Origin of the sequence: Paraburkholderia kururiensis JCM 10599 = LMG 19447 (assembly GCF_003986935.1) — a bacterium.
Classification (GTDB): Bacteria; Pseudomonadota; Gammaproteobacteria; order Burkholderiales; family Burkholderiaceae; genus Paraburkholderia; species Paraburkholderia kururiensis.
Map to the genome: position 1 here is coordinate 55,218 of NZ_RJZE01000021.1, position 26,404 is coordinate 81,621.

Annotated in this window: 20 protein-coding genes; 11 read left to right on the forward strand and 9 right to left on the reverse strand. The window is 66.7% G+C overall.

The features are described from left to right. Positions 1-68: 68 nt before the first annotated feature. Genes PKKP23_RS23915 through PKKP23_RS23925 form a run of 3 tightly spaced genes read right to left on the reverse strand, consistent with a single transcriptional unit; the run spans position 69 to position 6,253 of the window. Entirely contained in the window at positions 69-1,667 is a 1,599-nt protein-coding gene (locus PKKP23_RS23915) for an efflux transporter outer membrane subunit (RefSeq protein WP_240659117.1), read from the reverse strand. After that, complete coding sequence (locus PKKP23_RS23920; RefSeq protein ID WP_126878693.1) at positions 1,664-2,998, reverse strand: efflux RND transporter periplasmic adaptor subunit; 1,335 nt, start codon at positions 2,996-2,998, stop codon at positions 1,664-1,666. The genes PKKP23_RS23915 and PKKP23_RS23920 overlap by 4 nt, the downstream gene beginning before the upstream one ends. A gap of 12 nt (positions 2,999-3,010) precedes the next feature. Beyond that, a complete protein-coding gene (locus PKKP23_RS23925) occupies positions 3,011-6,253 on the reverse strand; it encodes an efflux RND transporter permease subunit (RefSeq protein ID WP_126878695.1) in 3,243 nt (1,080 codons plus the stop codon). A gap of 210 nt (positions 6,254-6,463) precedes the next feature. Between PKKP23_RS23925 and PKKP23_RS23930 the strand changes: the two genes are divergently transcribed. The 3 genes from PKKP23_RS23930 (at position 6,464) to PKKP23_RS23940 (ending at position 9,279) form a co-directional block, all read left to right on the forward strand. After that, complete coding sequence (locus tag PKKP23_RS23930; protein ID WP_126878696.1) at positions 6,464-7,138, forward strand: heavy metal response regulator transcription factor; 675 nt, start codon at positions 6,464-6,466, stop codon at positions 7,136-7,138. Continuing rightward, positions 7,138-8,544 carry a heavy metal sensor histidine kinase gene (locus PKKP23_RS23935; RefSeq protein WP_126878698.1) on the forward strand — a complete coding sequence of 469 codons (1,407 nt, stop codon included), beginning with the start codon at positions 7,138-7,140 and terminating at the stop codon, positions 8,542-8,544. The genes PKKP23_RS23930 and PKKP23_RS23935 overlap by 1 nt, the downstream gene beginning before the upstream one ends. Before the next feature lie 336 nt (positions 8,545-8,880). Then, on the forward strand, positions 8,881-9,279 hold the full coding sequence (locus PKKP23_RS23940) for a DUF2917 domain-containing protein (protein WP_126878699.1): 399 nt from the start codon (positions 8,881-8,883) through the stop codon (positions 9,277-9,279). Between the two features lie 130 nt (positions 9,280-9,409). On the opposite strand, the gene PKKP23_RS23945 is transcribed toward PKKP23_RS23940, so the two are convergent. The 3 genes from PKKP23_RS23945 to PKKP23_RS23955 all read right to left on the reverse strand — a co-directional run bounded on the left by PKKP23_RS23945 (position 9,410) and on the right by PKKP23_RS23955 (position 12,134). Further along, positions 9,410-10,570: a porin gene (locus PKKP23_RS23945; protein ID WP_126878700.1), complete on the reverse strand. Its 1,161-nt coding sequence runs from the start codon at positions 10,568-10,570 to the stop codon at positions 9,410-9,412. A 323-nt stretch (positions 10,571-10,893) separates the two neighbouring features. Next, a complete protein-coding gene (locus PKKP23_RS23950) occupies positions 10,894-11,262 on the reverse strand; it encodes a hypothetical protein (RefSeq protein ID WP_126878702.1) in 369 nt (122 codons plus the stop codon). Positions 11,263-11,282: 20 nt separating this feature from the next. After that, complete coding sequence (locus PKKP23_RS23955) at positions 11,283-12,134, reverse strand: LysR family transcriptional regulator (protein WP_240659118.1); 852 nt, start codon at positions 12,132-12,134, stop codon at positions 11,283-11,285. A gap of 92 nt (positions 12,135-12,226) precedes the next feature. Here PKKP23_RS23955 and PKKP23_RS23960 point away from each other — a divergent pair, with 92 nt between their 5' ends. The 3 genes from PKKP23_RS23960 (at position 12,227) to PKKP23_RS23970 (ending at position 17,662) form a co-directional block, all read left to right on the forward strand. Next, entirely contained in the window at positions 12,227-13,102 is an 876-nt protein-coding gene (locus tag PKKP23_RS23960; protein ID WP_161978135.1) for an EamA family transporter, read from the forward strand. 472 nt (positions 13,103-13,574) lie between these two features. Beyond that, positions 13,575-16,202, forward strand: a complete 2,628-nt coding sequence (gene mprF / locus PKKP23_RS23965) for a bifunctional lysylphosphatidylglycerol flippase/synthetase MprF (protein WP_126878705.1) — start codon at positions 13,575-13,577, stop codon at positions 16,200-16,202. A gap of 44 nt (positions 16,203-16,246) precedes the next feature. Continuing rightward, on the forward strand, positions 16,247-17,662 hold the full coding sequence (locus PKKP23_RS23970; RefSeq protein WP_240659119.1) for a virulence factor family protein: 1,416 nt from the start codon (positions 16,247-16,249) through the stop codon (positions 17,660-17,662). A 143-nt stretch (positions 17,663-17,805) separates the two neighbouring features. On the opposite strand, the gene ahpF is transcribed toward PKKP23_RS23970, so the two are convergent. After that, positions 17,806-19,404, reverse strand: a complete 1,599-nt coding sequence (gene ahpF, locus PKKP23_RS23975) for an alkyl hydroperoxide reductase subunit F (protein WP_126878706.1) — start codon at positions 19,402-19,404, stop codon at positions 17,806-17,808. A 137-nt stretch (positions 19,405-19,541) separates the two neighbouring features. Next, positions 19,542-20,105 carry an alkyl hydroperoxide reductase subunit C gene (ahpC, locus tag PKKP23_RS23980; RefSeq protein WP_017775308.1) on the reverse strand — a complete coding sequence of 188 codons (564 nt, stop codon included), beginning with the start codon at positions 20,103-20,105 and terminating at the stop codon, positions 19,542-19,544. A gap of 461 nt (positions 20,106-20,566) precedes the next feature. On the opposite strand from ahpC, the gene PKKP23_RS23985 reads away from it, so the two are divergent. The 4 genes from PKKP23_RS23985 (at position 20,567) to PKKP23_RS24000 (ending at position 24,026) form a co-directional block, all read left to right on the forward strand. After that, complete coding sequence (locus PKKP23_RS23985) at positions 20,567-21,925, forward strand: aspartate aminotransferase family protein (RefSeq protein ID WP_126878707.1); 1,359 nt, start codon at positions 20,567-20,569, stop codon at positions 21,923-21,925. Positions 21,926-21,950: 25 nt separating this feature from the next. After that, a complete protein-coding gene (locus PKKP23_RS23990) occupies positions 21,951-22,598 on the forward strand; it encodes a GntR family transcriptional regulator (RefSeq protein WP_126878708.1) in 648 nt (215 codons plus the stop codon). A 32-nt stretch (positions 22,599-22,630) separates the two neighbouring features. Next, positions 22,631-23,236 carry an FUSC family protein gene (locus PKKP23_RS23995; RefSeq protein WP_126878709.1) on the forward strand — a complete coding sequence of 202 codons (606 nt, stop codon included), beginning with the start codon at positions 22,631-22,633 and terminating at the stop codon, positions 23,234-23,236. A 178-nt stretch (positions 23,237-23,414) separates the two neighbouring features. Then, entirely contained in the window at positions 23,415-24,026 is a 612-nt protein-coding gene (locus tag PKKP23_RS24000; RefSeq protein WP_126878710.1) for a DUF4337 domain-containing protein, read from the forward strand. Between the two features lie 49 nt (positions 24,027-24,075). Here the strand turns inward: PKKP23_RS24000 and PKKP23_RS24005 are convergent, their stop codons facing one another. After that, a complete protein-coding gene (locus PKKP23_RS24005) occupies positions 24,076-25,197 on the reverse strand; it encodes a succinylglutamate desuccinylase/aspartoacylase family protein (protein WP_126878711.1) in 1,122 nt (373 codons plus the stop codon). Positions 25,198-25,367: 170 nt separating this feature from the next. Here PKKP23_RS24005 and PKKP23_RS24010 point away from each other — a divergent pair, with 170 nt between their 5' ends. Then, positions 25,368-26,312, forward strand: a complete 945-nt coding sequence (locus PKKP23_RS24010; protein WP_126878712.1) for a LysR family transcriptional regulator — start codon at positions 25,368-25,370, stop codon at positions 26,310-26,312. The last annotated feature ends 92 nt before the right edge of the window (positions 26,313-26,404 follow it).

Below are 26,404 nucleotides of genomic sequence, written 5' to 3' on the forward strand. Positions count from 1 at the left end.
ACAGTCGGCCGACGAATGCCAGGACGCGCTCCGCCCTTTCCCACGGCACGCGCCGCGGCCATTCCGCCTTACCAGATACCTCCCAGCGCCTTCACGAGATCCACGCTCGCGTCCATTTCGCGCCGCCGCAAGTCGACGGCTGCGCGCTCGTTCGTGAGCGCCGTGTTCTGCGCCACCACCACGTCCAGATAATTCACGGTGCCGACGCGGTATTGCTCGAGTTCGAGCTGCAGCGTCTTGTCGGCCGACTGCACCGCCGCATCCTGCTGCGTCGTCTCCTGCTGCAGGATGCGCAGCGCCGCCAGGTTGTCCTCCACCTGCTGGAACGCCGCGAGCACCGTCTGCCGGTAGTCCGCCACGCTGGCGTCGTACTGCGCCTTCGCGCGGTCGGTCTCGGCTCTGCGACGGCCGCCGTCGAACAGGGTGCCCGCCAGTGCCGGTCCGAGCGACCACACGCGCGAAGGCGCCATCAGCCAGTTCGACAGCGCCGAGCTTTCCAGCCCACCCGCCGCGGAGAGCACGAGGTTCGGGAAAAACGCCGACTCCGCGATGCCGATCTCGTCGTTGGCCGCGGCCACGCGCCGCTCGGCGGCGGCGATGTCCGGCCGGCGTTCCAGCAGCTGCGACGGCACGCCAGGCGGAATCGCAGGCGGCGTGAAATCGGCTGCGGCGGGCGACAGCGTGAATGTGGAGGCCGGCTGGCCGATCAGCGTCGCAATGGCGTGCTCGTATTGCGCGCGCGCCACGCCGAGATCGAGGTCCTGCGCCTGGGTGGCTTGCAGCTGCGTGCGCGCCTGCTCCACGTCCGCCTGCGACGAGATGCCGATGCGATACCGGCTCGTGGTCAGATCGAGCGCCTGGCGGTAGTCCGCGAGCGTCTGGTCGAGCAGGCGTTGCGTGGCGTCGAGCGTGCGCAGGTTGAAATAGTCGACGGCCAGCTCGGACTGCATGGCGAGCCGCACGCTTTCCAGATCCGCGGCGCTGGCCTGCTCGTTCGCGCGGGCGGCGTCGTTTTCATGCGCGACGCGGCCCCAGAGGTCCGGCTCCCATGTGGCGTCGGCCACCACGGCGTAGTCCTGGAACGTCTTGCCCGCCGTCTGCTGGTGACCGATGACGTTCGCCGAATCATGCAGGTTCGACGCAGCCGTGGAGGCACCAATGGTCGGGAACCAGTCCGCGTGCGCGGAGGCCACCATGGCGCGCGCCTCGCGCCATTGCGCGGCGGCTTTCTGCACAGTCAGGTTCGACACGTCGACACGCGACTCCAACGCAGCGAGCTGCGCGTCGCCGAAGCGCGTCCACCATGGGCCGCGGGCGGCGGCATCGGCAGGCATGGCGTGCGTCCAGGCGGACGACGCCGCGTCGCCGCCCGCTGCATCAGTGGCAACGGCAGTGGCCACGGCCGGCGACGAGGTGGACAGCGCGCCCTCCTTGTACGCCTCAGGCACATCGACCTGCGGGCGCACGTAGTCAGGGCCGATCATGCAGCCACCCAGCAGCAGCGCTGCGAGCACGCCCGCAAGCGCGACACGAGCGTGCCGCATCGTGCCTTCATCGTTGTGGCGGCAGCGCTGGTCCGCAGCGCAGAGTCCACCCTCGCTTGCCGCCCTGGCGCCGACACGCTGCCTGATACGCCCGACGAGCCCGCAGAAAACATCGTCTCTCATGATTGCGCCCCACCCGCTTGCGCGATGCGCACCTGCTCGCCATCGGTGATCGAGTCCGACGGATTCAGGACGACCTGATCGTTCGCCCCCACGCCGGCGGCCACCTCGATGCGCGTACCGAAGTCGCGCCCCGGCGTGATCGTTTTCAGCACGACGCGATGGCGGGCATCGACGGTCGCGAGTTGCACGCCCTGCGGACGGTACAGCAACGCGTTCACGGGCACCGAAAGCCCCGGCCGCGCGCGGTGCAACGTCAGCCGCAGTTGGCCGTACGAGCCGGGCAGCACCGCGCCGTCGTCGTTGGGCACATCCACTTCCACGCGCAGCGTGCGGGTGGACGGATTGATCGCCCCGCTGTTGCGCACCACGGTGCCGGCATGGCATTCGCCCGGCTGCTGCGTAAGGATGAGGCACGCCGGCGTGCCGTCGCTCACGGACGGCGCATCGTTCTGCGGCACGTCGGCATAGACGCGCAGCGTGCGCGTCTGCGCGAGGTCGAACATCTCTTTGGCCGGACCGCCCGCGCTGCCCGCATCGATCAGCGCGCCCACGTCGACGTTGCGCGCCGTCACCACGCCGTCGAACGGCGCATAAACCTTCTCGTACGACTGCATCTGCGCAAGCCGCGCCACGTTCGACTGCGCCGCGAGCAGCGCGGCGTGCTTCGCCTGCGCGTCGCTCACCTTGATGTCCGTCTCCTGCTGCGAGACCGCGTGCGTGTCGACGAGCTGTTGCCAGCGCGAGGCCGTTACCTGCGCAAGCTGGTCGTTTGCCCGTGCCTGCGCTTCGTCGGCGCGCGCGGCGCGCAGGGCTGCGTCCACTTCGGGAGCATCGATCACGGCGAGCAGTTGCCCCGCCTTCACGTGGGTGCCGATGTCGGCGTACCACGCTTTCAGATAACCATTCGTGCGCGCGAAGACGGGCGTCTGCTGGTTGGCCTCGATGTCGGCCGGCAGCACGAGCGGCTGGTCAGCGGGCGCCACGGTAGGCTTCGTCACCTGCACCGTTGGGACTTCGAGCATCGCGGTCTGCTTCTTCAACGCCGCGTGGGCGGACAGGCGCGGCACGATGCCCGCCGCGAGCGCTGCCGCCACGGCGGCGGCCACCAAGGCAATACGTCGACCACGCCGACCGCGCCGACCGCGCCGACCGCACCGATTCCGTGCTGAGGCCGGTTTGCCGGCAGGCACGTCGGCGGCGGCGTCGGCGGCGCTGCGCTCGCTGTCGTTCGTTTGGCTCGTCTGGCTCGTCCGGTCCGTGTTTTCACCGGCCGAAGCCTCGCCGGGTGCCTGCGCGTCGCGCGCGGCCGTGTCGAAATCGCTGGGAGACATGGTCAACTCCGCTCAATTCAGGATGCTGGTATCGATGGGCTGCTCCACCGCATGGCGCCGCCGCGAGGCGAGCCAGCCGTGCACGAGGGCGAACACCACGGGAAGAAGGAGCAGCGTCGTGGGCGTGCCGGCCAGCAGTCCGCCTATCACGGCGCGGCCCAGCGGCGCGTTCTGCTCGCCGCCGTCGCCGAGACCGAGCGCCATCGGCACCATGCCGATCACCATGGCGAGCGCCGTCATCAGCACCGGACGGAAGCGGCTCACGCCGGCCTCTAGCGCGGCCTTCAGCGGCGCCATGCCTTCGGCGATCCGCTCGCGCGCAAAGCTCACAACGAGAATGCTGTTCGCCGTCGCCACACCGATGCACATCATGGCGCCCGTGAGTGCGGGCACGCTGAGCGTGGTGTGCGTGACGAACAGCATCCAGAGAATGCCGGCCATCGCGCCGGGCAGCGCGCAGACGATCACGAGCGGATCGAGCCACGACTGGAAGTTCACGACCATGAGCAGGTACACGAGCAGCACGGCAAACGTGATGCCGGCCGCCAGACCCGCAAACGAGTCGTGCATGGTCTGCACCTGGCCGCGGATCACGACGCGCGCGCCGCGCGGCAACTGCGCTTTGGCCGCATCGACGATGCGCGTGACGTCCGCGGCCACACCGCCCAGGTCGCGCCCCTGCACAGAGGCGTAGATATCGATGACGGGCTGCACGTTGTAGTGCGACACCACCGCCTGCTGCGAGCCGCGCGAGAACGTGCCGAGCGTGCCGAGAATGCCCGTGACCGCGCCCGCGTTGCTGCCCGATCCGCCCGTGCCCGGCGTGAAGGTGGCCGCGAGCGGAATGTTGGCAAGCGTCTGCAGCGAGTGAATGTCGTACTGCGGCGTCTGCGTAATGACGGGGTAGCTCACGCCATTGGCGGGATTCAACCAGAAGTTCGGCGACGTCTGCGCGCTGCCCGACAGCGCGATCAGCAGGCTGCGCGCCACGTCCTGCTGTTGCAGGCCCGCCTGCAATGCCTTGGTGCGATCCACGTCTACGTTGATGGCAGGCTGGTCGGCGGGCTGCTGAATGCGCAGGTCGACAAGCCCGTCCACGCTCCGCAGCTTTGCGAGCAGTGCATCGGCGAACGCGCGGTTCTGGTCGAGGTTCGTGCCGATCACCTGGATGTCGATGGGTGCGGGCAGTCCGAAGTTGAGGATCTGGCTCACCATGTCCGCAGGCAGGAATGAAAACGTGATGTCCGGAAACGCGGTGCCGAGTTTCTGCCGCAGCGCGGCCACATACTGCGCCGTGGGATGGTGCTTCGCGTTGAGCGTAATGAGGATGTCGGCATCCGCGCTGCCGATGGGCCCCGAACTCGTATAGGAGAGGTTGATGCCGCTCGCCGGCAGCCCGATGTTGTCCACGATGGTGGAAAGCTCGGCAGGCGGAATCACGGTGCGGATGGTGCCTTCCACCTCGTCGGTCAGACGCGCCGTCTGCTCGATGCGCGTGCCCGTCTTCGCCCGCATGTGCAGGCGGATTTGTCCCGAATCGATCTGCGGGAAGAAGTCGCGGCCAAGGAACGGGGCAAGCGCGAGCGAACCGAACGCGATCACGATGAAGCCCGCCACGAAGCGACGCGGCTGCGCGAGCGCCCGTTCGAGCGTGCGGCGATAGCGCTGGCGCAGACCTTCGAACGCGGCCTCGAAGCGCTGCTGGAAACGCCGCAGCGCCTGGAAGCGCGGCGCGCTGCCCGCGTCAGGCAGACCCGCCTCGCCTGTCGATTTCGTGTGTCGCAGTAGATACATCGCGAGCGTGGGCACCAGCGTGCGCGAGAGAAAGTACGACGCCAGCATCGCGAACACCACCGCTTCGGCCAGCGGCGTGAACAGATAGCGCGCCACGCCGGAGAGCAGCAGCATGGGCACGAACACGATGCAGATGGACAGCGTGGAGACGAGCGTAGGCACCGCGATTTCGCCGGAGCCGTAGAGAATGGCCTGCAGCAGCGGCTCGCCCTGCTCGAGATGGTGCGTGATGTTCTCGATGGCGACCGTCGCGTCGTCCACGAGAATACCCACCGCGAGCGCGAGTCCGCCGAGCGTCATGATGTTGATGGTCTGCCCGAGCAGCGAGAGCGCGATCAGCGACGAGACAATGGCGAGCGGAATCGAGATCGCGATGATGAGCGTGGCGCGCCAGCTGCCGAGAAAGAGCAGGATCATGGCCGCCGTGAGCCCCGCCGCGATCAGGCCTTCGCGCACCACGCCCGAGACTGCCGACTTCACGAAGGTGGACTGATCCGTCACGGTGCGGATGTCGAGCGCCGCCGGCATTTGCGAGCGGATGCGCGGCAGGAGCTGCTTGATGTTCGAGATGATGTCGAGCGTCGATACGCTGCCGCTCTTCTCCACTTCGAGCAGCGCCGCGCGCTGGCCGTCGTGGCGCACGATGTTGGTCTGCGGCGCGTAGCCGTCGCGTACGGTAGCGACGTCGTGCAGATAGATCACGGTGCCGTCCGGATTCGCGCGCACCGGAATCGCGTTGAGTTCGGCCACCGAGCGCGCGGCGCCGTTCATGTTCACGTTGTATTCGAACGTGCCGATCTTCGCGGTGCCGCCGGGCAGCACGAGGTTTTGGGCGTTGACGGCGTTCACCACGTCCGTCGGTGTGAGGTGCTTTGCGGCGAGCGCCTGCGGGTCGATGTCGACCATGATCTGCCGCACCTTGCCGCCGTACGGAATGGGCACCGCGGCGCCCTGCACCGTGGCCAGCTGCGTGCGGATGAAGTTGTTGCCGAGGTCGTAGAGCTGCTGTTCGGGCAACGTCTTGCTCGACAGCGCGAGTTCCATGATGGGCACGGTCGAGGCGTTGTACGTGAGCACGAGCGGCGGCAGCGTGCCGGGCGGCAGGATGCGCAAGAGCGACTGCGCGCCCGTGGACGCTTCGCTCATCGCACGCGTGATGTCCGCGCCCGGATGGAAGAAGATCTTGACGACCGCCACGCCGTTCAGCGACTGCGATTCGATGTGTTCGATGTCTTCCACGTCGGACGTCAGCGCGCGTTCGTACGGCGCCACGATGCGGCGCGACAGGTCTTCCGACGAGAGACCGTTGTAGCTCCACACCACGCTGATGACGGGAATGTCGATGTTCGGGAAGATGTCGGCGGGCGTGCGCAGGATCATCAACGGCCCGAGAATCGCGAGCAGCAGCGCGAGAACGATGAACGTGTACGGGCGCCGCAGCGCGACTTTGACGATCCACATGGCGAAGACCCGGGCGCAGAAAAGATGTGCGCAGTCTGCGGGGTCCGCATTTGCGGCTCCATGGCGCAAGAATGACAAAGATGTAATGATGGCCGCGCCGCGCGCCGGGTATCATCGGCAACAGTTTTTGGCTCGTTTGTCTGCTCACTTCCAGCTCTTTCCAGCTTATTTTCTTAGCTCATTTTCCAGTTCACCAACGAGGGTGCCGTAATGAAGGTTCTCGTGATCGAAGACGAGCCCAAGGCCGGCGACTATCTGAAGAAGGGCCTCGAAGAATCCGGCTTTGTCGTGGACGTCGCCCGCAACGGCGTGGACGGGCTGCACCTCGCACTCGAGGAAGCACACGACGTGATCGTGCTCGACGTCATGCTGCCCGGCATGGACGGCTGGCAGGTGCTGCAGCAGTTGCGCGGCCGCAAGGACACGCCCGTGCTGTTCCTCACCGCGCGAGACGAAGTGGAAGACCGCGTGCGCGGCCTCGAACTCGGTGCGGACGACTACCTCATCAAACCGTTCGCGTTCGTCGAACTGCTCGCGCGCGTGCGCACCCTCGCGCGCCGCGGCCAGGCGCGCGAGGGCGACGCACTCACCGTCGCCGACCTCGAAATCAACGCGAGCCAGCGGCGCGTGCGGCGCGCGGGCAAGCGCATCGACCTCACGCCGCGCGAGTTCGCGCTGCTGCATCTGCTCGCAAGACGCACCGGCGAGGTGCTGAGCCGCACGCAGATCGCCTCCTACGTCTGGGACATGAACTTCGACAGCGACACGAACGTGGTGGACGTCGCCATTCGCCGCTTGCGCGCGAAGATTGACGACGACTTCGCCGTGAAGCTGATTCATACCGTGCGCGGCGTCGGCTACGTGCTCGAAGCGAGAGAAGGCTGATGCGCCGGCCGCTGTCGCTCACCGCGCGGCTGGCGCTCTGGTTTGCCGCCATCACGGTGCTCGTGTTCGCGGCGGGCGGCGCCGTGCTCTACGACGCACTCGCCGACCAGATCCGCGCGCAGGACGACCTCGATCTCGTGCTCACCGCGCGCCACCTGCGCCGCCTCGCCGAAGAACTGCAGGGCATCGACGACATCCGCGAGCACGAGTCGCGGCTCAACAGCCTCGTGCTCGGCAACCAGGCGTTCTTCATGCGCATCACGGACAAGGCCGGCAACGTGCTGCTCGAACGCAACCCGTCGCAGTTTGCGATCGGCACGCTGAAGCAGGTCTCGTTCACGCACCGCATTCTCGAACACGACGTGACTGCGTGGCGCGGTGCGGGCGGCTTGAGCCTGCGCGGCGTCGCCACCGGCATGCAGTTGCGCGACGGCAGCGTGATCGAAGCCGTGGTGGGCCGCGAGATGAGCGACCGCGAAGCGTTGCTCGCGCGTTACCGGCTCATCATTGCGGGCATCACGCTGTGCGCGTTCACGGCGGCGGCCATACTCGGCTACGCGGCCGTGCGCGAGACGCTCAAGCCGCTGCGCGACATGGCGGGCAGCGCCGCGCGCGTCACGGTGGGCGCGCTCGATACGCGCATCGATGCGGCACAAGCGCCCGCCGAACTGCGCGCGCTGGCCGACGCGCTGAACGCGATGCTCGCCCGGCTCGAACTCGGCTATCAGCGGCTCTCGCAGTTCACGGCGGACCTCGCCCACGATCTGCGCACACCGCTAGGCAACATGCGCGGCGCGAGCGAGGTGGCGCTCGCGCGACCGCGCTCCGTCGACGAATATCAGGCGCTGCTGGTGTCGAACATCGAGGAATGCGAGCGCCTGTCGCGCATGGTTGAAAACGTGCTGTTCCTCGCGCGCGCCGAACATCCGCAATTCGCGCGCAGCGCGAGCACGTTCGCAGCGCAGGAAGAACTCACGCGCATTGCGGACTACTTCGAAGGCATCGCGGACGAAAACGGCATTGCCCTTCGCGTGGACGCGAAGGGCACGTTGCGCGCCGACGTGGACCTGTTCCGCCGCGCGGTGAGCAACCTGCTCGCCAACGCGTTGCGCTACACGCCGCGCGGCGAGACCGTGACGCTGAGCACCGCGCCAAACGCCCAGGGCATCACGGTCACGGTGGCCAACCCCGGGCCCGTCATCGCACCGGAGCATCTCGAACGGATCTTCGACCGCTTCTACCGCGCCGACGAATCGCGCACGAGCACGGCGGCCGGCTCCACGGGCCTCGGCCTCGCGATCGTGCGGACCATCATGGACCTGCACGGCGGCACCGTGAGCGTGCAAAGCGACGAGGCAGGCACGCGGTTCCATCTGCATTTCCCATCGGCGCGGAAGGCTGCATGAAGGGCCGCATGAGTGACCGCATGAAGGGCTGCGTCCGCTGCGGCGAGCCTGCTCGCGAATGTTTTTTCGGCGCAGGCCGACACAAAGATTGACAATTACCCGCCAGTCGAGACACACTCGTTCGCATGCATACGCCAGCCCTCGCCACCATCGCGATTAATAAGCCAATGAACAACCATTGGGGTTACGCCCGTTGGTTCGAGTCATGGGGGACGCGTGCGCGATAGCAGGTAGCATCACTTGCGTATCACAAGGCCCCGCCGACAAGGTTTGGGGCCTTTTAGTTTGTGGTGACGGCGCCCTTCCTCTGTCGGCTTCTACTGACGGAGAAAGAAGATGGAAGAGGCGTCACAGCAGTCCAGCTTGCAGTCCGCATCTCAGTTGTTAAGCCACCGGCCCGCGCAGCAAAACCCGCGCGACGACGAGGCATTGCCGAAGCTCGTGCTCCATTTCGCGGTGAACCCAGCCGTCACCGTCACCTGGCGCGTCACCGCCGACGCCGAACTGCGCGTGCACAGCGAACGCATCTGGCTCACGCGCATTCGCTCGCCCTACGACTACTGGATGAAGGCGGGCGAGACAATGCGCCTGCAACGCGGCGAGCGGATCTGGCTCAGCACCGACAGCCACGAAGCCGCGCGGGTCTCGCTGACGAGTGCGTGGCGGGCGCCGCGCACGGTGCTCGCGCGTTTCTCGGGCCTGTTCGCCGGCTTGTTCCGCGTGTTCGCAACGTGACGGGAGGCCCGCATTGAAGCGCCATCCGGTCACGACGATGCGGAGCCGCCGCCGCGTACCGCGTTCGCCCTTTCACCCTTTTGGGGGCAACGCGGCCGCGCGGCGACGTGCATGGCGCGACCAACACCGGTCAGAACTTGTGGCGCAGCCCCAGATTGACCATCTCCTGCGTGCTCGTGCCGGCATAGCCGTACGAGCCGATGGACGCCTGTGCCGGCATCGAACCGCCCGTACCGTTGCCCGTCTGGCCGCTCGCGTGCTGATATGCGGCGGTCAAATAGACGTCGGTGCGCTTCGAGAGGTTGTAGTCGGCGCCCAGCGAAACCTGGTGATAAGTGGCGGACGTATCGCCGCTTGCCTTCGTGTAGCTGTAGCCGAGACCCACCAGCAACGGCGCAGCAACCTGGTAGTTCAACCAGCCCTGGCCCGTGTTGTACTTCTCGCTGGAAACGAAGGTCGAGCTGCTGTCGGGACGGTATTGCGCGTTGCTGTAGGCAAGGCCGAACGTGAATTGTCCAAGGGCGTACTGCCCCGCCACGCGTGCGATGGAAAGCGAATGAGCAGTCTGGTAGCCGGTGTTGACGGGACCGTCGAAGGTGCCGTCCGAGGTGCTGTCCCATGTCGTACGCGGCACTGCTGTCGCCTGGCTGTTGGCGGCATAGAAGTAGCCCGCGGCCACGCCGAGCGGCCCGTTCGTGTACGACACCGCCGCCGCGTACGACTGGCCCGCGCCCGTGCTGCCCGCCACGCCGCCGAACGAATACATCGCCTCGGCCTGCAGGCCGTACCAGACCGGCGACGCGTATTTCACGGCGTTGTTCACGCGAAAACTGTTGTCGTAGTTGTCCACGTCGCCCGCCGTGGCGAAGGCGCTGCCGAAGTAGTTGTCTTCGGTGAGGCCCTGCACGAGGTCGATCAGCGGATCGTACTGACGCCCGAGCGTGAGCGAGCCGTACTGCGCGCTCGCCAGCCCGACATAGGCCTGACGGCCGAACAGGCGGCTGCCCTGGCCGAGTTGTCCCGTCGAAGGATTGAAGCCGTTTTCGAGCTGAAAGATTGCATGGAGACCGCCGCCCAGGTCTTCCGAACCCTTGATACCCCAGCGCGTGCCGGAGAGGTTGCCGTTGCTGCTGTTGCCGAGCGCCCAGAGATTCTGGTTGCCCTGAGCGTTGTGCACGTAGGTGATCGAGGTATCGATGGTGCCGTACAGCGTCACGCTGGTCTGCGCGTGGGCCGCGCCGGCCGCAAGCAGTGCGGACGGCGCCAGCATGGTAAGGGCGAGTCTTTTCATTGATGTTCTCCTGTTTATAAACGAGGCAATGCGCGCGAAATGGGCAGCCAATGAGGCACCCATGAGATTGACCCATGCTGCAATTGCCCGAGGGGACTAACCCGCCTTAATTCCAGTCGATTCGCTGACTAAACGCGTTGTATCAAAATGGTGACGAGCGGCCAATGGAATTCCCATTATTCCGCACAATTGTTATTCGACGGATAAGAAATAATGACGGCACCTGCATGCGGTGTATCAGCAGGACCTGTCGCTTTGTACGGCATTCGCCCTGAAACAGCGGCTAAACGGGCACCAGGCGAGCCCGCGAGCGACCGGCTTCGTCATTCCTGCATCACATTCAACACTGAATTGCCATTTCCGGAATCAATATCGTCAGTAGATTTCGCTATATTCGGGCGGCTTTGTTGCATCGTCTTCCCGAAGGCGATCTCCTCGATCTCCACGCTGATTCGGCCCGTCCGGCCGCATGATGCGCTTACGCGGTTTCGGCCGCGTTTTTCTTTTTCGGCGGCTTCGGCCGCGTTTTTCTTTTCCGGTGGCTTCGGCCGCGTTTTTATTTCCTGGCGGCTTCGGCCGCGTTCTTCCCTTTTAATGGCTTCGGCTGCATTTTTCCCATTCGGCGATTCTGGCTGCGCCTTTCTCTCTCGGACTTCGGCTGCACCTCTTTCCCACTCAGCGGCCTCTACCACGTGCGCTCTGCGCGCTTTCTCTACGCCACCAACTGCTTGAGCAACGCCTCCACCGCGTTCACGAGACCGTCCTCTTCATTGCCGGCCCGCCGCGCGAGTCCAATTTCGATGTCGGGCAGCACGGGCAGACCGACCGCGTCGGGCAAGCGCGCGATGCCCGGTCCGGTCGCCGTGGGCAACAGCGTAGCCACGCCGACGCCCGCCCGCACCGCCGCCTGAACCGCCGAAAGACTGCCGCTTTCGAACGCCACCTTCCACTGGCGCCCCGCCTGCGCGAGCGCCGAAAAAATGACGTTGCGCCAGCGGCACGGCTCCGAGAACAGCACGAGCGGCAGCGGGTCCGCGAACGCATCAAAGCCCTCGGCCGCCGCCCACCAGAGCGGCACATGCGTGCCCCAGCGCAGCGGCCGTTCCAGAAACGCAGCATCGCAGAGCGCAAGCTGAATGCGGCCCGCCTCCAGCGCGGCCATCGTCTCGGCACCGCCCAGCACCAGCAGTTCGAGCGTCGTCGAGGGATGCAGACAACTGAAGTCCGCGAACGCGGCGGGCAACGCAGTACCGGTGAGGTCTTCCAGGAGACCCACGCTGCAACGCCCCGACAACGTGGCGCGGGGCGCGCCCGCCAGCGCCTCGCCCGAAAGCGCGACGATGCGCTCGGCGTAGGGCAGCAACGCCATCCCCGCATCGGTCAGCGAAACGCCTTTGGCCGCGCGCTGAAACAGCGCGTCGCCCACCAGTTCTTCGAGCCGGCGCAATTGCTGGCTGAGCGCCGGCTGCGTGCGCCCGAACGCCTGCGCCGCGCGGCTGATGCTGCCGAGCCGCACGCAGGCAAGAAAGACGCGCAACGATCCAATATCGAGATCCATAGCCATAAGAGAACGTTATGGGAGGCGATAGATTCTGCCACGTTCCTTTGAACCCAGCGCGCGCGTACTGTGGTGACACTATCGACGGAGACTCGACCGTGACACCGCAAGCCACCGAATCCGCATCGCCGCGCCTCGCGGGCCCCGCGCTCGCGACGGGCTCCATGATCAGCGTGCAGTTGGGCTCGGCGCTCTCCGAGCCGTTGATGGCCGCGCACGGCTCCGCCTCCGTCACCGCGTCGCGGCTGGTGTGCGCCGCCCTCGTACTGCTCCTGTTGGCGCGGCCGCGTCTCTTGCGGTTGACCGGCGCCCAATGGCGGGCGGCGCTCGCGCTCGGCACGGCGATGGCGGGCTTGACGCTCTGCTACTTCGAGGCAGTGCTGCGTATTCCGCTTGGCGCCACGGCGACCATCGGCTTTCTGGGGCCGCTCGCGGTGGCCGCCACGGCGCTGCGCGGCTGGCCGCGCTTCGCGTTGCCGGTACTGGCCGGCGCCGGCGTGCTTGCCATGAGCACGGGCAGCGCCCACGGTCCGCTGGACCCGGCCGGCATGCTGCTGGCGTGCGGCGCCGCTTTGGGCTGGGGCGCGTACATCGTCCTTACCCGTCGCGTCGGCCAGCTGTTTTCGCAGCAGGAAGGACTCGCGCTGTCGCTCGCCGTTGCCGCCGTCGTCGCCTTGCCGGTAGCGCGCACACTCGATCCGGCCGGCTTGCCCGCCGCCCTGTGGCCGAGCGCCGCAGGTCTCGCGCTGCTCGTGCCGCTCCTGCCGTATTCGCTCGAAATGATGGCGCTGCGGCGCATGAACATGGGCGCCTTCAGCGTGCTCATGAGCCTCGAGCCCGCGATCGGCGCGGCGCTGGGCTTCGTGGTGCTGCATGAACGGCTCTCGGCGACGCAACTGCTCGGCATGCTCGCTGTGATGGCCGCGAGCGTCGCCGCCGTGCGGCTCACCACGCAAGGCCGGGCCGAGGCTTAGTTCCCGAGGCCTGATCCCTGGGACCTGGTCCCCTGAACGCTCGCTTCGACGCGCCCCGTTTGCCCCCATTTACCCCCATTTACCGGCCCACCTTCAGCGGCACTGACTTCCCGGGCTGGCCCCGCTCATCGCCGGCCCGATCGACAAAGCGTCCGCAAAACGCAAATAAACGCCGGCCCGGATTAAATCTTTCATTAACACAACAAATCCAGACATTTCCCTAAAGCCCGTCAACCATTCGGCCGTTATAAGCGTTTGCTGTCTTTTACGAAATCTTTACGCGCGCTAACGGGCGGAACACGCCGGTGGGCGCATACGCAGGCGCGCGGTCACGCGCTAGAAGGGTCGGCGGAAGCTCCGCCCGCCCGACACGCGTAAACAAGCTGTAAAGGATCGACCGTGCCGCCGCCGGACAGCGCCTCGAACTTCGAGGTCACAGCGGCACGATGCCAGTCCATATCCTTGCCGATACATGTCCGACACTGATTCATCCCGCTTCGCCCGTGTCCGTGCTCTTGCGCGGCGCGTCTGTGGCTCGCGGCACCTGCAGCGCTTTACGGTGCCCGTCCTTGCGGCAAGCGTGTGCGCGCTCCTGCTGCTGGTCTTTCAACACCTCTCGCAAACCGTCAATTACCGCTCCGTCGTCTCGCACCTGTATCACCTGAGCGCGAGCGAGTGGATCGGCGCGCTCGGCGCCACCGCCGCGAGCTTCGTGGCGCTCGTCGGCCGCGATGCGGTGGGGCTGCGCTACGTCGATGCCAAAGTGCCGCGCCTGCCGCTGTGGGTGGGCGCCACCGTCGGCTCGGCACTGGGCAACGCCACGGGGTTCGGCGCGCTGACGGGCGGCGCCGTGCGCTGTCGCGTGTACGGCGTGGCGGGCGTCACGCCCGTGCAGGTGGGCCGCATGACCGTGTTCACGAGCGTCACGCTCGCACTGGCCCTCGCGATGATGACGGCGGCCGGCATGGTCGCCTCGGCAGGCACGCTCGCCGGCATGATGGGGCTCGCGCCCGACACGCTGCGGCTCTTCGGCGCAGTGCTGCTCGCCGGCAGCGGCGCCCTGATCGCGGCGTGCGGCACGGCGCCTAAAAAGCTGCGACTCTTCGGTCGCGACGCCCTCTCGTTCAACATTCCGGCACGCCGCGACCTCGTGGCGCAACTCGCGCTCGCCGCAGTCGACGTGGTCGCGGCCGGCCTCGCGCTCTGGGCGCTCTTGCCGCACGGTGACACGTCGGCAGCCGCGCACGTGGGCTTTGTCCAGTTCGTCACCGTCTACGCGGCCGCGATGCTGCTCGGCATGATCGGCCACACGCCGGGCGGCGTGGGCGTCTTCGAGGCGGCGATGGTCTACGCGCTCGGCGGCAGCGTGCCGATGCCGCAGGTGCTCGCCGCGCTGCTCGCCTATCGGGCGATCTACTTCGGCGTGCCGCTCGCGCTCTCCGCCGGCGTGCTCGCCGTCTTCGAAGGATGCGCGCTCAAGGCCCCGCTCGCATCCGGCTTCGCGCAGCGCGGTGCGCAAAGCGTCTCGCAGCTCGCGCCGCTCTTTCTCGCCATCTGCACCTTCGTGGTGGGCGGCATGCTCGTGATTTCGGGCGCGACGCCCGCGTTCATGAAGCGCATCGCGATCCTGCAAACGGTGCTGCCGCTGTGGGTCATGGAAAGCTCGCAGATGCTCGCGAGCCTGTTCGGCGTGCTGCTGCTCTTCGTGGCCCGCGGTCTGCTGCGGCGCCTCGACGCAGCCTGGTGGTTCGCGCTCATCATTGCGTCGCTGAACCTCGCGCTCTCGCTCGCCAAGGGTCTCGCGTTCGTGGAAGCGGGCGTGCTGTGCGTGCTGATTGCGTTGCTGCTCGCCACGCGCAAGCGCTTCAACCGTCATTCGTCGCTGTTCGCCGAACGCTTCACGCCGGGCTGGCTGGTCTCGGTGGGCATGGTGATCGCGCTCGCGGTGTGGCTGCTCTTCTTCGCTTTCCGCGACGTTCAATACTCGCAGCACCTCTGGTGGCAGTTCGCATTCGACGAACGCGCGCCGCGCGCCTTGCGCGCCACGCTCGCCGCCGGTCTGCTTGCGGCGGCGCTCGCGTGCTGGCAACTGCTGCGGCCCGCGCCGGGCCGTTTCGAAAAACCCGAGGAGGCCGATCTGCTCGAAGCCGCGCGTATCGTGCGCGCCCAGGAGCGCAGCGACGCCGTGCTCGCGATGATGGGCGACAAGAGCTTCCTGTTCTCCGAGTCGCGCGAAGCCTTCCTCATGTACGCCAAGCGCGGACGCACGTGGGCCGCGCTGCACGACCCGGTGGGTTCGCGCTGCGAATGGCCCGGCCTGATCCGCCAGTTCGTCGCACTCGCTCACGCGCACGGCGGGCGCGCCGCGTTCTACCAGGTGCGCGCCGATGCGCTGCCGCTCTACCTGGATGCCGGTCTCACGCTCATGAAACTCGGCGAGGAAGCGCACATCGCACTGCCCGAGTTCGAACTGAAGGGCTCGCACCGTGCGCATCTGCGCTACGCGTTGAAGCGCGGCGAGCGCGACGGCTTTTCCATCGAACTGATCGAGCCGGACCGCGTGCCCGACTGCCTGCCCATCCTGCGCGAGATCTCCGACGCGTGGCTGGAAAGCCGCGTGGCGCGCGAAAAGAGCTTCTCGGTGGCGGCCTTCACGGCGGGCTACCTCGCGGCGCAATCCGTGATGCTGGTGCGCCAGCAGGGCAAGCCGCTCGCCTTCGTCACCTTCATGACCACCGACCTCCATACCGAAGCGACGGTCGGCGTGATGCGCCACCTGCCCGACGCTTCGCCCTACGCCATGGAATATCTGTTCACACAGCTCGCGCTGCATCTGAAGAGCGCGGGCTTCCGCTCGCTGAGCCTCGGCGTCGCGCCGCTCTCGGGCATGCAGCCGACACCGCTCGCTTCGCCCTGGCACCGCGCCGCGGCGCTCGCCTGGCGCTTCGGCGGCTGGTTCTACAACTTCCGCGGCCTGCGCGGCTTCAAGAACAAGTTTCAGCCGCACTGGGAGCCACGTTATCTGGCGGCTTCCGGGTCGGTTAGCGTGCTGCTCACGCTGGCCGATCTTTCGCTTTTGGCGGGAGGGTCGCGGTCGTGAAGGCTACTGGGTTGATCCGAGTGGGTTTGATTCGGGCCGCACGCATGGTTCGTGAGCGGGCTTCGGCTTCGGCAGGCCGCAAGGTAGCCGGCTCGCCGCGCCTCGTGCGCGCGGCGTCGGCCGCGCTGTTGACGTTCGCTTCGGCTCTCGCCTTCGCGCCTTCCGCGCACGCCGAAACACCCGACCACGTAGCGGGCGGCCGCTACGGCGACGTCACCGTCACGAAGCCCGCGGGCGACATGCGTGGCTTCGTCGTGCTGTTTTCGGAGGCAAGCGGCTGGGCGCCGTCCGACCAGCAAGCCGCGAACGCGCTCGCGCGCCACGGCGCCCTCGTGGTGGGCGTGGATACGGCGCGCTACGCCGCGAAGCTCACCGCCGCCACGCGCGAAAACTGCCACAAGCTTTACGGCGACGCCGAAGCGATCGGGCATCAGCTTGAACGCCAGGTGGATTCGAACCGCTATTACTCGCCGATCGTCGCCGGCACGGGCGAAGGCGCGCTGCTCGCGGAACGCACGCTCGCGCAGGCGCCGGCCAATACGATTGCAGGCGCGGTATCGGTCGATGCGGACAAGACGCTCGACGCGCGCTTCGCGCCCTGCCCCGCCGACCCGGCTCTGAGCCGCGGCCCCGGGCTGCCTGGATTCCTCGCCAAAGGCGTGACCCGCGCGGCGAATTCCGCGGCCGGCTCCGCGATTCCTGCGACGACAACCGGCGCACACCAGATCACCCAGGAGACGTTCGCTCCCGGCATGACGAAGGCCGCGCGCCTCGTCGCGCTGACCGAGCCGCATCTGCGCGCCGAGGTCCAGAGCGAAGAGGACGTCTCCGACCTACCGCTCGTCGAACTGCCTGCCGCACATCCTTCGGACATGCTCGCTGTCGTGATTTCCGGCGACGGCGGCTGGCGCGATCTCGACAAGACCATTGCCGAAGCGATGCAGCGGCAAGGCGTTTCGGTGGTGGGATGGGATTCGCTGCGCTATTTCTGGCGCGAAAAGACGCCCGCACAAACCAGCCACGATCTGGCCCGCGTGCTGAAGACCTACAGCGCGCGCTGGCACACGCGCCAGATCGCGCTCGTCGGCTATTCGTTCGGCGCCGACGTCATGCCGTTCGCGTACAACCGCCTGCCCGAGGCGCTGCGGGCGAAGGTGTCCTTCGTGTCGCTGCTGGGCTTCGCGCCCGACGCCGATTTCCAGATTCGCGTGACCGGCTGGCTCGGCATGCCCGCGAGCGACAAGGCGCTGCCGGTGAGCCCCGAACTCGCGAAGATGCCGCCCGCCATCGTGCAGTGCGTGTACGGCGAGCGCGAGCCCGATTCGCTGTGTCCGTCGCTCGCGGGCAAGGGCATCGAACTCGTGCGCACGCCGGGCGACCATCACTTCGGCGGTAATTACGATGCGCTCGCGAAGCGCATCGTCGATAGCTGGAAGAAGCAGATCGGTTTGCGCGGCTGAGTGCGGCTAAGTGCGGCTAAACGCGCGCGGCTGATCGCGCCGCATTCCACGCGATCGCATCCCGTCGCGCCCAATGAAAAAACGGCCCGCCATTCATGGCGGGCCGTTTCTTTGCTGAGCTGACCAGCTGTGCCGGCGTCGGCTTATTCCACTTCGGCCAGTTGCTCCGCGTCCTGCTCGCGCTCCACCGACGAGCGGATCAGATGCTCGAACGCGCCCAGCGAAGCCTTCGCGCCTTCGCCCACCGCGATCACGATCTGCTTGAACGGCACCGTCGTCACGTCGCCGGCGGCGAACACGCCCGGCACCGACGTCTGGCCCTTCGCGTCCACTTCGATCTCCCCGTGCTTCGAGAGCGCAACCGTGCCCTTGAGCCATTCCGTGTTCGGCACGAGGCCGATCTGCACGAATACGCCTTCCAGTTCGAGATGACGCTTCTCGCCCGTGGTGCGCTCCAGATAGTGCAGGCCCGTGACCTTGCTGCCGTCGCCGGCCACTTCCGTGGTCTGCGCCTGCTTGATGACCGTCACGTTCTTGAGGCTGAAGAGCTTGCGCTGAAGCACCGCGTCGGCGCGCAGTTCAGCGCCGAATTCGAGCAGCGTGACGTGGCTCACGATGCCGGCGAGGTCGATCGCCGCTTCCACGCCCGAGTTGCCGCCGCCGATCACGGCCACGCGCTTGCCCTTGAAGAGCGGACCGTCGCAGTGCGGGCAATACGCCACGCCGCGGTTGCGGTACTCGCGCTCGCCCGGCACGTCGATTTCACGCCAGCGTGCGCCCGTCGCAATCACCACGCTCTTCGCGCGCAGCACCGCGCCGCTCGCGAGGCGAATCTCGATCTGCTCGCCCGGCACGAGCGCCTCGGCACGCTGCAGATTCATGATGTCGACGTCATAGGCGCGCACGTGCTGCTCCAGCGCCGCCGCAAACTTGGGTCCTTCCGTTTCCTGCACCGAGATGAAGTTCTCGATGGCAAGCGTATCCAGCACCTGGCCGCCGAAGCGTTCCGCCACCACACCTGTGCGGATGCCCTTGCGCGCCGCGTAGATCGCGGCGGCGGCGCCCGCGGGGCCGCCGCCCACCACGAGCATATCGAAGGTTTCCTTCGCGTTGAGCTTCTCGGCCGCGCGCGCACTCGCGCCGGTATCCAGCTTCGCGAGGATCTCTTCCACGCTGCAACGGCCCTGGCCGAAGACCTCGCCGTTCAGGTACATCGTGGGCACCGCCATGATCTGGCGCGCTTCCACTTCGTCCTGGAACAGTGCGCCGTCGATCGTCACGTGGCGAATGCGCGGATTGATCACCGACATCACGTTGAGCGCCTGCACCACCTCCGGGCAGTTCTGGCACGACAGCGACACATAGGTCTCGAAGGCGAAATCGCCGTCGAGGTTGCGAATCTGTTCGATCACTTCCGGCTCGAGCTTCACCGGATGCCCGCCCACCTGCAGCAGCGCCAGCACGAGCGAGGTGAACTCGTGGCCCATCGGAATGCCCGCGAAGCGCACGGCGATGTCCGTACCGGGGCGGCGCAGCGTGAACGAAGGCGCGCGCTCGCCCTGGGCTGCCGCGTCACGATGCTCGGCAAACGTGATGCGATCCGACAGCGAAGCGATTTCCTGCAGCAGCCCCTGCAATTCCGCCGACTTCTCGCCGTCGTCGAGAAATGCGGCGATCTCGATAGGCTGCGTGATTTTTTCGAGATAGCTCTTGAGTTGATTCTTGAGATTGGCGTCGAGCATGGCGATTTCCGGCGAATGGCGGTACAGAAAAAAGGCAAACACCGGGCCACCCGCAGGCGCGAATGGCGCCTGCGGCTCATGCAAATGAGTGGGAAAAGTGGCCCGGTCGGGAACGACCGTGGTCGTTATGAGAGCGTTTAGATCTTGCCGACGAGGTCCAGCGACGGCTTCAGCGTTTCGGCGCCGGGCGTCCACTTCGCCGGGCACACTTCGCCCGGGTGCGTTGCCACGTACTGCGCAGCCTGCACCTTGCGCAGCAGTTCCTTGGCGTCGCGGCCGATGCCATTGTCATGCACTTCGTACAGCTTGATCTGGCCTTCGGGGTTGATCACGAACGTGCCGCGCAGCGCGAGACCTTCTTCTTCGATCAACACTTCGAAGTTGCGGGCAAGCGTAGCCGTCGGGTCGCCGACGAGCGGATAGCGGATCTTGTTGATCGTGTCCGACGTGTCGTGCCACGCCTTGTGCGTGAAATGCGTATCCGTCGACACGCCGTAGATTTCGACGCCCAGCTTCTGGAACTCGGCGTAGTGATCGGCCAGGTCGCCCAGTTCCGTCGGGCACACGAACGTGAAGTCAGCCGGGTAGAACACGACGACCGACCACTTGCCCTTGAGGTTCTCTTCCGAAACCGGCACGAATTCGCCGTTGTGGTATGCCGTGGCCTTGAACGGTTTGACTTGCGTGTTGATGAGAGACATGCGTGCTTTCCTTACGCGGTTGGGTTGAGACGTTTGGGTTGAAACGTGAATAAAACTGCGACAGACGAAGATTACGGGAATGCTGCACCGCTGCAAAATTGGTTAGTTTGATCGCGGGAATTGCCTATCCCTATCGCCTGCTGAGCCGCGCCAGACGGGGCTCGGCGGCATTTTACCCTGCCCGCGCGACGCTCGCCGGAGCGCGGCGGGAGGGCACCGGCATGGCCGGCGCAGCGGGAGCCCGCGGTTTATGACGGTTTCGCGATGCCACACGACAAACAACGCGGCGCCTTCGTTCCTTGCCACGCCGGGCCACGGCGCCGTGCGCGCACGGGCAAATTTGATCAAATTTACAGCGTCCGCTTTCCGTGCCAGGATTTGATCAAATCCAATGCCGCCACGAACCGGTGCGTGTGGCTCACACGCACCCAGCCGCGGGTCACCATTCGAAGGAGCGTCGCTTGAAGATTCGTCACGGTGTGAACTGGGAACGCGCGCAAGCGCTGCTCGAGCACGAACGTCATGCCTTTGCCGCCGCGCGGCCGAAGTCGCAGGCGCTCTCCGCGCAAGCCGCGCAGCATTTGCTCTTCGGCGTGCCGCTGCACTGGATGAACGACTGGTCCACGCCCTTCGCACTCTACGTGGACGAAGCACGCGGCGCCCGCTTCACCGACGTGGACGGCCACCGCTACGTGGACTTTTGCCTCGGCGACACGGGCGCCATGTTCGGCCACGCGCCGCCACCCGTCGCACGTGCGCTCGCGGCCCAGGCCGAACGCGGCTTCACCACGATGCTGCCCAGCGAAGACGCGGTGTGGGTCGGCGCCGAACTCGCGCGCCGTTTCGGCCTGCCCTACTGGCAGTTCGCCATGACAGCGAGCGACGCCAACCGCTTCGTGCTGCGCTGGGCGCGCGCCGCCACGGGGCGCGACAAGATCGTCGTGTTCAACGGCTGCTATCACGGCACGGTGGACGACGTGTTCGTCGATCTGATCGACGGACGGCCCACCCAGCGCGCTAGCCTGCTGGGCCAGGTGCACGGCCTGCTCGAACACACGCGCGTAGTCGAATTCAACGACCTCGCCGCGCTGGCCGATGCGTTGAAGCACGACGACGTGGCCTGCGTGCTCGCGGAGCCGGCCATGACGAACATCGGCATGGTGCTGCCCGAGGCCGGCTACTGGCAGGAAGCCCAGGCGCTCATCCGGCGCCACGGCACGCTGCTTGCCATCGACGAAACGCACACCATCAGCAGCGGCCCCGGCGGCTACGCGAAGGCGCACGGCATCGAGCCGGACCTCTTCGTGCTCGGCAAGCCCGTGGGCGGCGGCGTGCCGTGCGCGGTCTACGGCTTCAGCGCAGAACTCGCGGCCCGCGCGCAGCAGGCGAAGCGCGCCGCGCCGCCCGGTCACTCGGGTATCGGCACCACGCTTACTGCGAACATGCTCGCCATGAGCGCGATGCGCGCAACACTCGCCGAGGTCATGACCGAAGCGGCCTATGCCCACATGTTCGCGTTGGCGAGCCGTCTCGAAGACGGACTCAACGAGGCGATTGCGCGCCACACGCTGCCCTGGTGCGTGACGCGCGTGGGCGCGCGCACCGAATTTCAGTTCACGCCCACCCCGCCGCGCAACGGCAGCGAGGCGAGAGCGCAACTGGACGACGAACTCGAGCACATCGTTCATCTGTACCTGCTCAACCGCGGTGTGCTCATCACGCCGTTCCACAACATGATGCTGGTGTGTCCGGAAACGACGGCCGAAGACGTGGATCGCCTCGTCGATACGTTCGCCGCGTGCCTCGCCGCGCTCACGTGACCCACGCAAAGACACATCGAGGTCAATGAAAACCCGCCATCATCATTCGCTCCAGGACGAGACCTACGCCACGCTGCGTCAGTGGCTCACCGTGGGCCGCTTCATGCCGGGCGAGCGGCTCAAGATCCATCATCTCGCGGCGCAGCTCGGCGTGGGCGAGATGCCCGTGCGCGCGGCGCTGCAACGGCTCGCGGCCGAATCGGGCGTGGTCAATGTGCCGAACTGCGGCGTCGTGGTGCCCCAGCTCACGAAGGCGAAATTCGACGACGTGCTGAACGTGCGCCTGATGCTCGAAGGTGAGGCCGCGGAGCGCGGCGTGCCGCACCTCTCGGCGCGCGACATCGGCCGGCTCGACACACTCGCCGCCGCCATGGCCGACGCGCTCGCGCAAGGCAAGCACAAGCGCTACCTCGACGCCAACGAGAAGTTCCATCTGATCCTCTATCGCGCAGGCGGCTCGCCGCTGCTCGTCGATCTGATCGAAACGGTGTGGCTACAGGTGGGCCCGATTTCGAACCTGCTGTTCGGCGACGCCGCTTTCGCGCAAACGCTCAACCACGCCCACGAAGCACTCATGCAACAGTTGAAGCAACACGACGCAGCCGGCGTGCGGCGCGCCATCGAACACGACCTCGAACACGCGGCCCAATACCTGCGGACGCTCTGCGTATGAAAACACCTCCTGAAGCACCCCCTCGTTCACCGATGAAAACACGCGAAGAAAACCGCATCGATGCCCTCGACGCCCTGCAACGGTCGATGTTCGATCTCATCAAGGGGCTGCCGTTCAAGGGACGTCTGGCCCAAGGTCTGTTGATGGCGTTGCAGGCCGTGTTGAGCGCGAGCCTCGCCTATGGCATCGGCCTCGCGCTGCATACCGAACAGGCGTTCTGGGCGGCGATCACGGCCATCGCCGTCACGCAGAACAGCTACAGCGACACGATGCATCTCTCGCGCGACCAGTTCATCGGGGCGATAGCGGGCGGGCTGGTCGGATTCGCGGGCGCCATGCTGGGCGGCGGCCCGGGCGCCACGAACGCGTGGCCGCATTTCACGCACGCGTGGCTGCATTTCGCGGTCTATATGGCGAGCGTGGCCATCGTCATTGCGGGCTGCTGGTGCTTCAACATGGGAAGCGCCGCGCGCCTCGGCGCGATTACGACCACCATCGTGCTGCTCGTGCCCGCGAGCGGTCCGGCATGGAACATCGCGCTCGTGCGCTTCGCGGAAGTCACACTCGGCACGGTGTGCGCGCTCGCGGTGTGCTGGGTCACGGAGCGCATCGAGCAGCGCCGCACGACCGCCTCGTAACGCCTACGGCCGACTGTCGTGACCACAGCCCTGTGACCACTACCCGGCGGTCACCTCCGGCAGCCACGACGAGCCGCTGCGACAAGACGCGCCCGCCATGGTTTTCCCGCCTGACCGCCCGGGCCTGCTTTGCTTTACCCTAACGCCTTTCTTACGTCTCCTCGGAACGCCTCGAGCCATGCCTGAAGAATACGAAGTTCACGGACCCCACGATCACGCCGTGGAGCACGCGGCACATGGACACAGCGGACACAGCGCCCACGGCGGCGAACCATCCGCAGACCCGCTGCCGGGCCGCATCGCCGTGATGACCGCGGTGCTCGCCACGGTGGGCGCGATCCTTTCCTACCAGAGCGGCACGACCGAGAACCTTGCGCTCTACTACAAGAACGAGGCCGCCATCCGCAAGACCGAAGCGGCCAATCAGTGGGCCTACTACCAGGCGAAGGGCGAAAAGCAGAATCTCGCGGAACTGGGCGCGGCGCTCGCACCCGCCGATTCGCCCGCGCGCGCCAAATTCGAAGCCGACGTGAAGAAGTATCGCGACCAGAAGGAGCCCATCCGCACGCAGGCGGAAGCGCTCGAAAAGGAAGTGGAACGAAACGACGCCGCAGCCGAAACGCAACTGCACCGGCACCACCGCTGGGCGCAGGCCACCACGCTGATCCAGATCTCGATTGCACTCGCGGCCATCACGCTGCTCACGCGGCGCAACTGGCTGCAAGGCGTGACCATCGCCGCGGCGGTGGCGGGTATCGCGACAGGCGTCGCGGCCGCGCTCGCGCTTTGATGAACGAGGTGGGCAACACGTGCCCACGTTCAGTGCGCGATGAATGCGCTCACGCGCTCAGCAGCACTCCACTGCGAATGGGCCGCACGCCGCTTACGCGACCCAGCGGCGCACCGGCCGTCACGAAACGCACGGCGCGCCGCATGTAAAGGATGCCGTCAGTGCGGCTCGTGAGCGTGACCGTTTCGTCGGTGATCGGATCGACGATATCGAAGAGCGCATCGCCGGCGCGCACCGCAGCGCCCGGCTCCACGCGATGCACCAGAATGCCGCTCACCGGCGCGTAAAAAGGCTCGCTGCCCGCAAGCGGCGTAGCGTCGGCGAGTAGCGCAGGCAAGGGCTTCGGCTCGCCGCGAATCGCGCCGCGCAGCATGAGGAAATCGACAATGGCGTCGGCGTCCTGTTGCGCCGTCTCCCACGTCACGTCGCGTTGACCGCGACACTCCACCGTCGTCGCCACCGTGCCCGCCCGCACGGGCCGCCCTGCCGGCGCACGTTGCTGCAAGCGCCACCAGAAGAGGCTGTGCGCTTCGTCGAACGCGAGGCCGCCCGAATCCGTGGCGAGCAGCGACGCCCGCGCGCCCAGGTAGCGCGCAAGCGGTTCGAACGCCTCCCATCCCGCGTCGCTCGTGTACAGGTGCATGGTGGCTTCGAGCGAGCAATGCAGGTCGATCACGACGTCCGCGTCGAACGAAAGCCTCAGCAATTCCAGCTGCAGCGATTCGAACTCCGTCTGCGGCGTCTGCGCGGCAAGCGCCGCTCGCACGGCTTCGCGCACGATCTCGACGTTGCGCCCGGCATCGCTCGTCAAGGCCTCTTCGACGCCTGCCGTCAGCGCGGCGAGATCGAGGAAATGCCGGTTGAAGTTCTTGCCGCTCAGCAATTCGAAGCGACCGACGAACTGCCCCAGCACGTTCTGCGCAAGACCCACGGGATTCGCCACCGGCACGAGCACGATCTCCGCGGCCAGCACGCCTTGCGCCTCGAGCGCGGCAAGGCGGCGTCTCAGCATCACACCTGTCAGCATGGCCGGCGTTTCGTCGGCGTGCAGGGAACACTGGATGTAGATCTTGGCGCCGTCCCCCAGGGACGAAGAACCGAAATGGAAACTGACAAGCTCGCGCCGCGTGCCGATGGCAGGCGAGAGCAAGGGCGTGATGCGTGTGTGCATGATGGACGTGACGATCGTGACGAGCCGGGCAAACGGCGGGAGGGTTCGCGTGCGACCTTCGGTGGGGCATGCCGGGGCCGCCGCGACGCAACGCCATGGTACGTTCGGCCGCCTGCCTGCACGAGTGCTGATCCCGCTATCATGATCGTCTTTTCCGATCGTCCATCGCCATGGCCCTCACGCTCACGCAATTGCGCATCTTCACCGCTGTCGTGGAGCACGGCAGTCTGCGCGCCGCGGCGCGCGCGCTCGGCACCGCGCAGAGCGGCGTCACGCAACAGCTGCAAAACCTGGAGAGCACGCTGGGCGCCACGCTCTTCACGCGCACGAACCGCGGCATCGCGCTCACGGCGTTCGGCCAGCGGCTGCTCGCGCGCGCCGGCGCGATTCTGGGCGAGTGCGAGCGCACCGAACAGGAGATGGCGCAATTGCGCGGTGCATTCGAAGGCACCGTCTCGCTCGGCATGACCACGGAACCGCTCGTCGATACGCTCGCTCCCGTGCTCAGCGAGTTTCGCGCGCGCTACGAGCGCGTGGCGGTGCATCTCATGAGCGGCACGTCGCGCATGATGGTCTCGTGGATTCGCGACGGCACGCTCGACTTCGCCGTGGCCCCCGTGTCGAAACATACGGACGTCACCGGGCTGACAGTCACGAAGCTCTATGCGTCGGACCCGGTCGTGGTGTGTCGGCGCGGGCACCCGCTCGCCGCCGCCACGTCGCTGCGCCAGCTCGCGGGCTGCCAATGGATCGCGACACGTGCGCCGCATCAGCCCGGCATCGCCGCGGGCACGGCACCCGCCAGCCGCCTCGTCGATCTGTTCGCCGAACATCGTCTGCCGCCGCCCAAGATTTTCGTGACCACCGAGGCGCTGTTCGACGCGCTGCACCTGATCATCGAAACCGATTGCCTCTCGCTCGAGCCTTCGGTAGTGACGCGGCACCGGTCGTTCTCGCGCATGCTCACCACCGTTCCCATTCGCGAGCGCGTCAAGCGCACGGACATAGGCTTGCTGCAACGTGCGGACGCGCCCCTCACGCCCGCCGCCCAGGAACTGGCGGCCATGGTCGCCTCTTATGCGCGGGCCATGCAGGCTCGCAAAAGCCGCACGTAGCATCCGATTCAACCAGCGCGCATGAGCGCTGCCCGCATTCAGATGCAGTGGGCATGAAGTTGAGCCGAATCGAACACGAGGGGCGTTTGTTG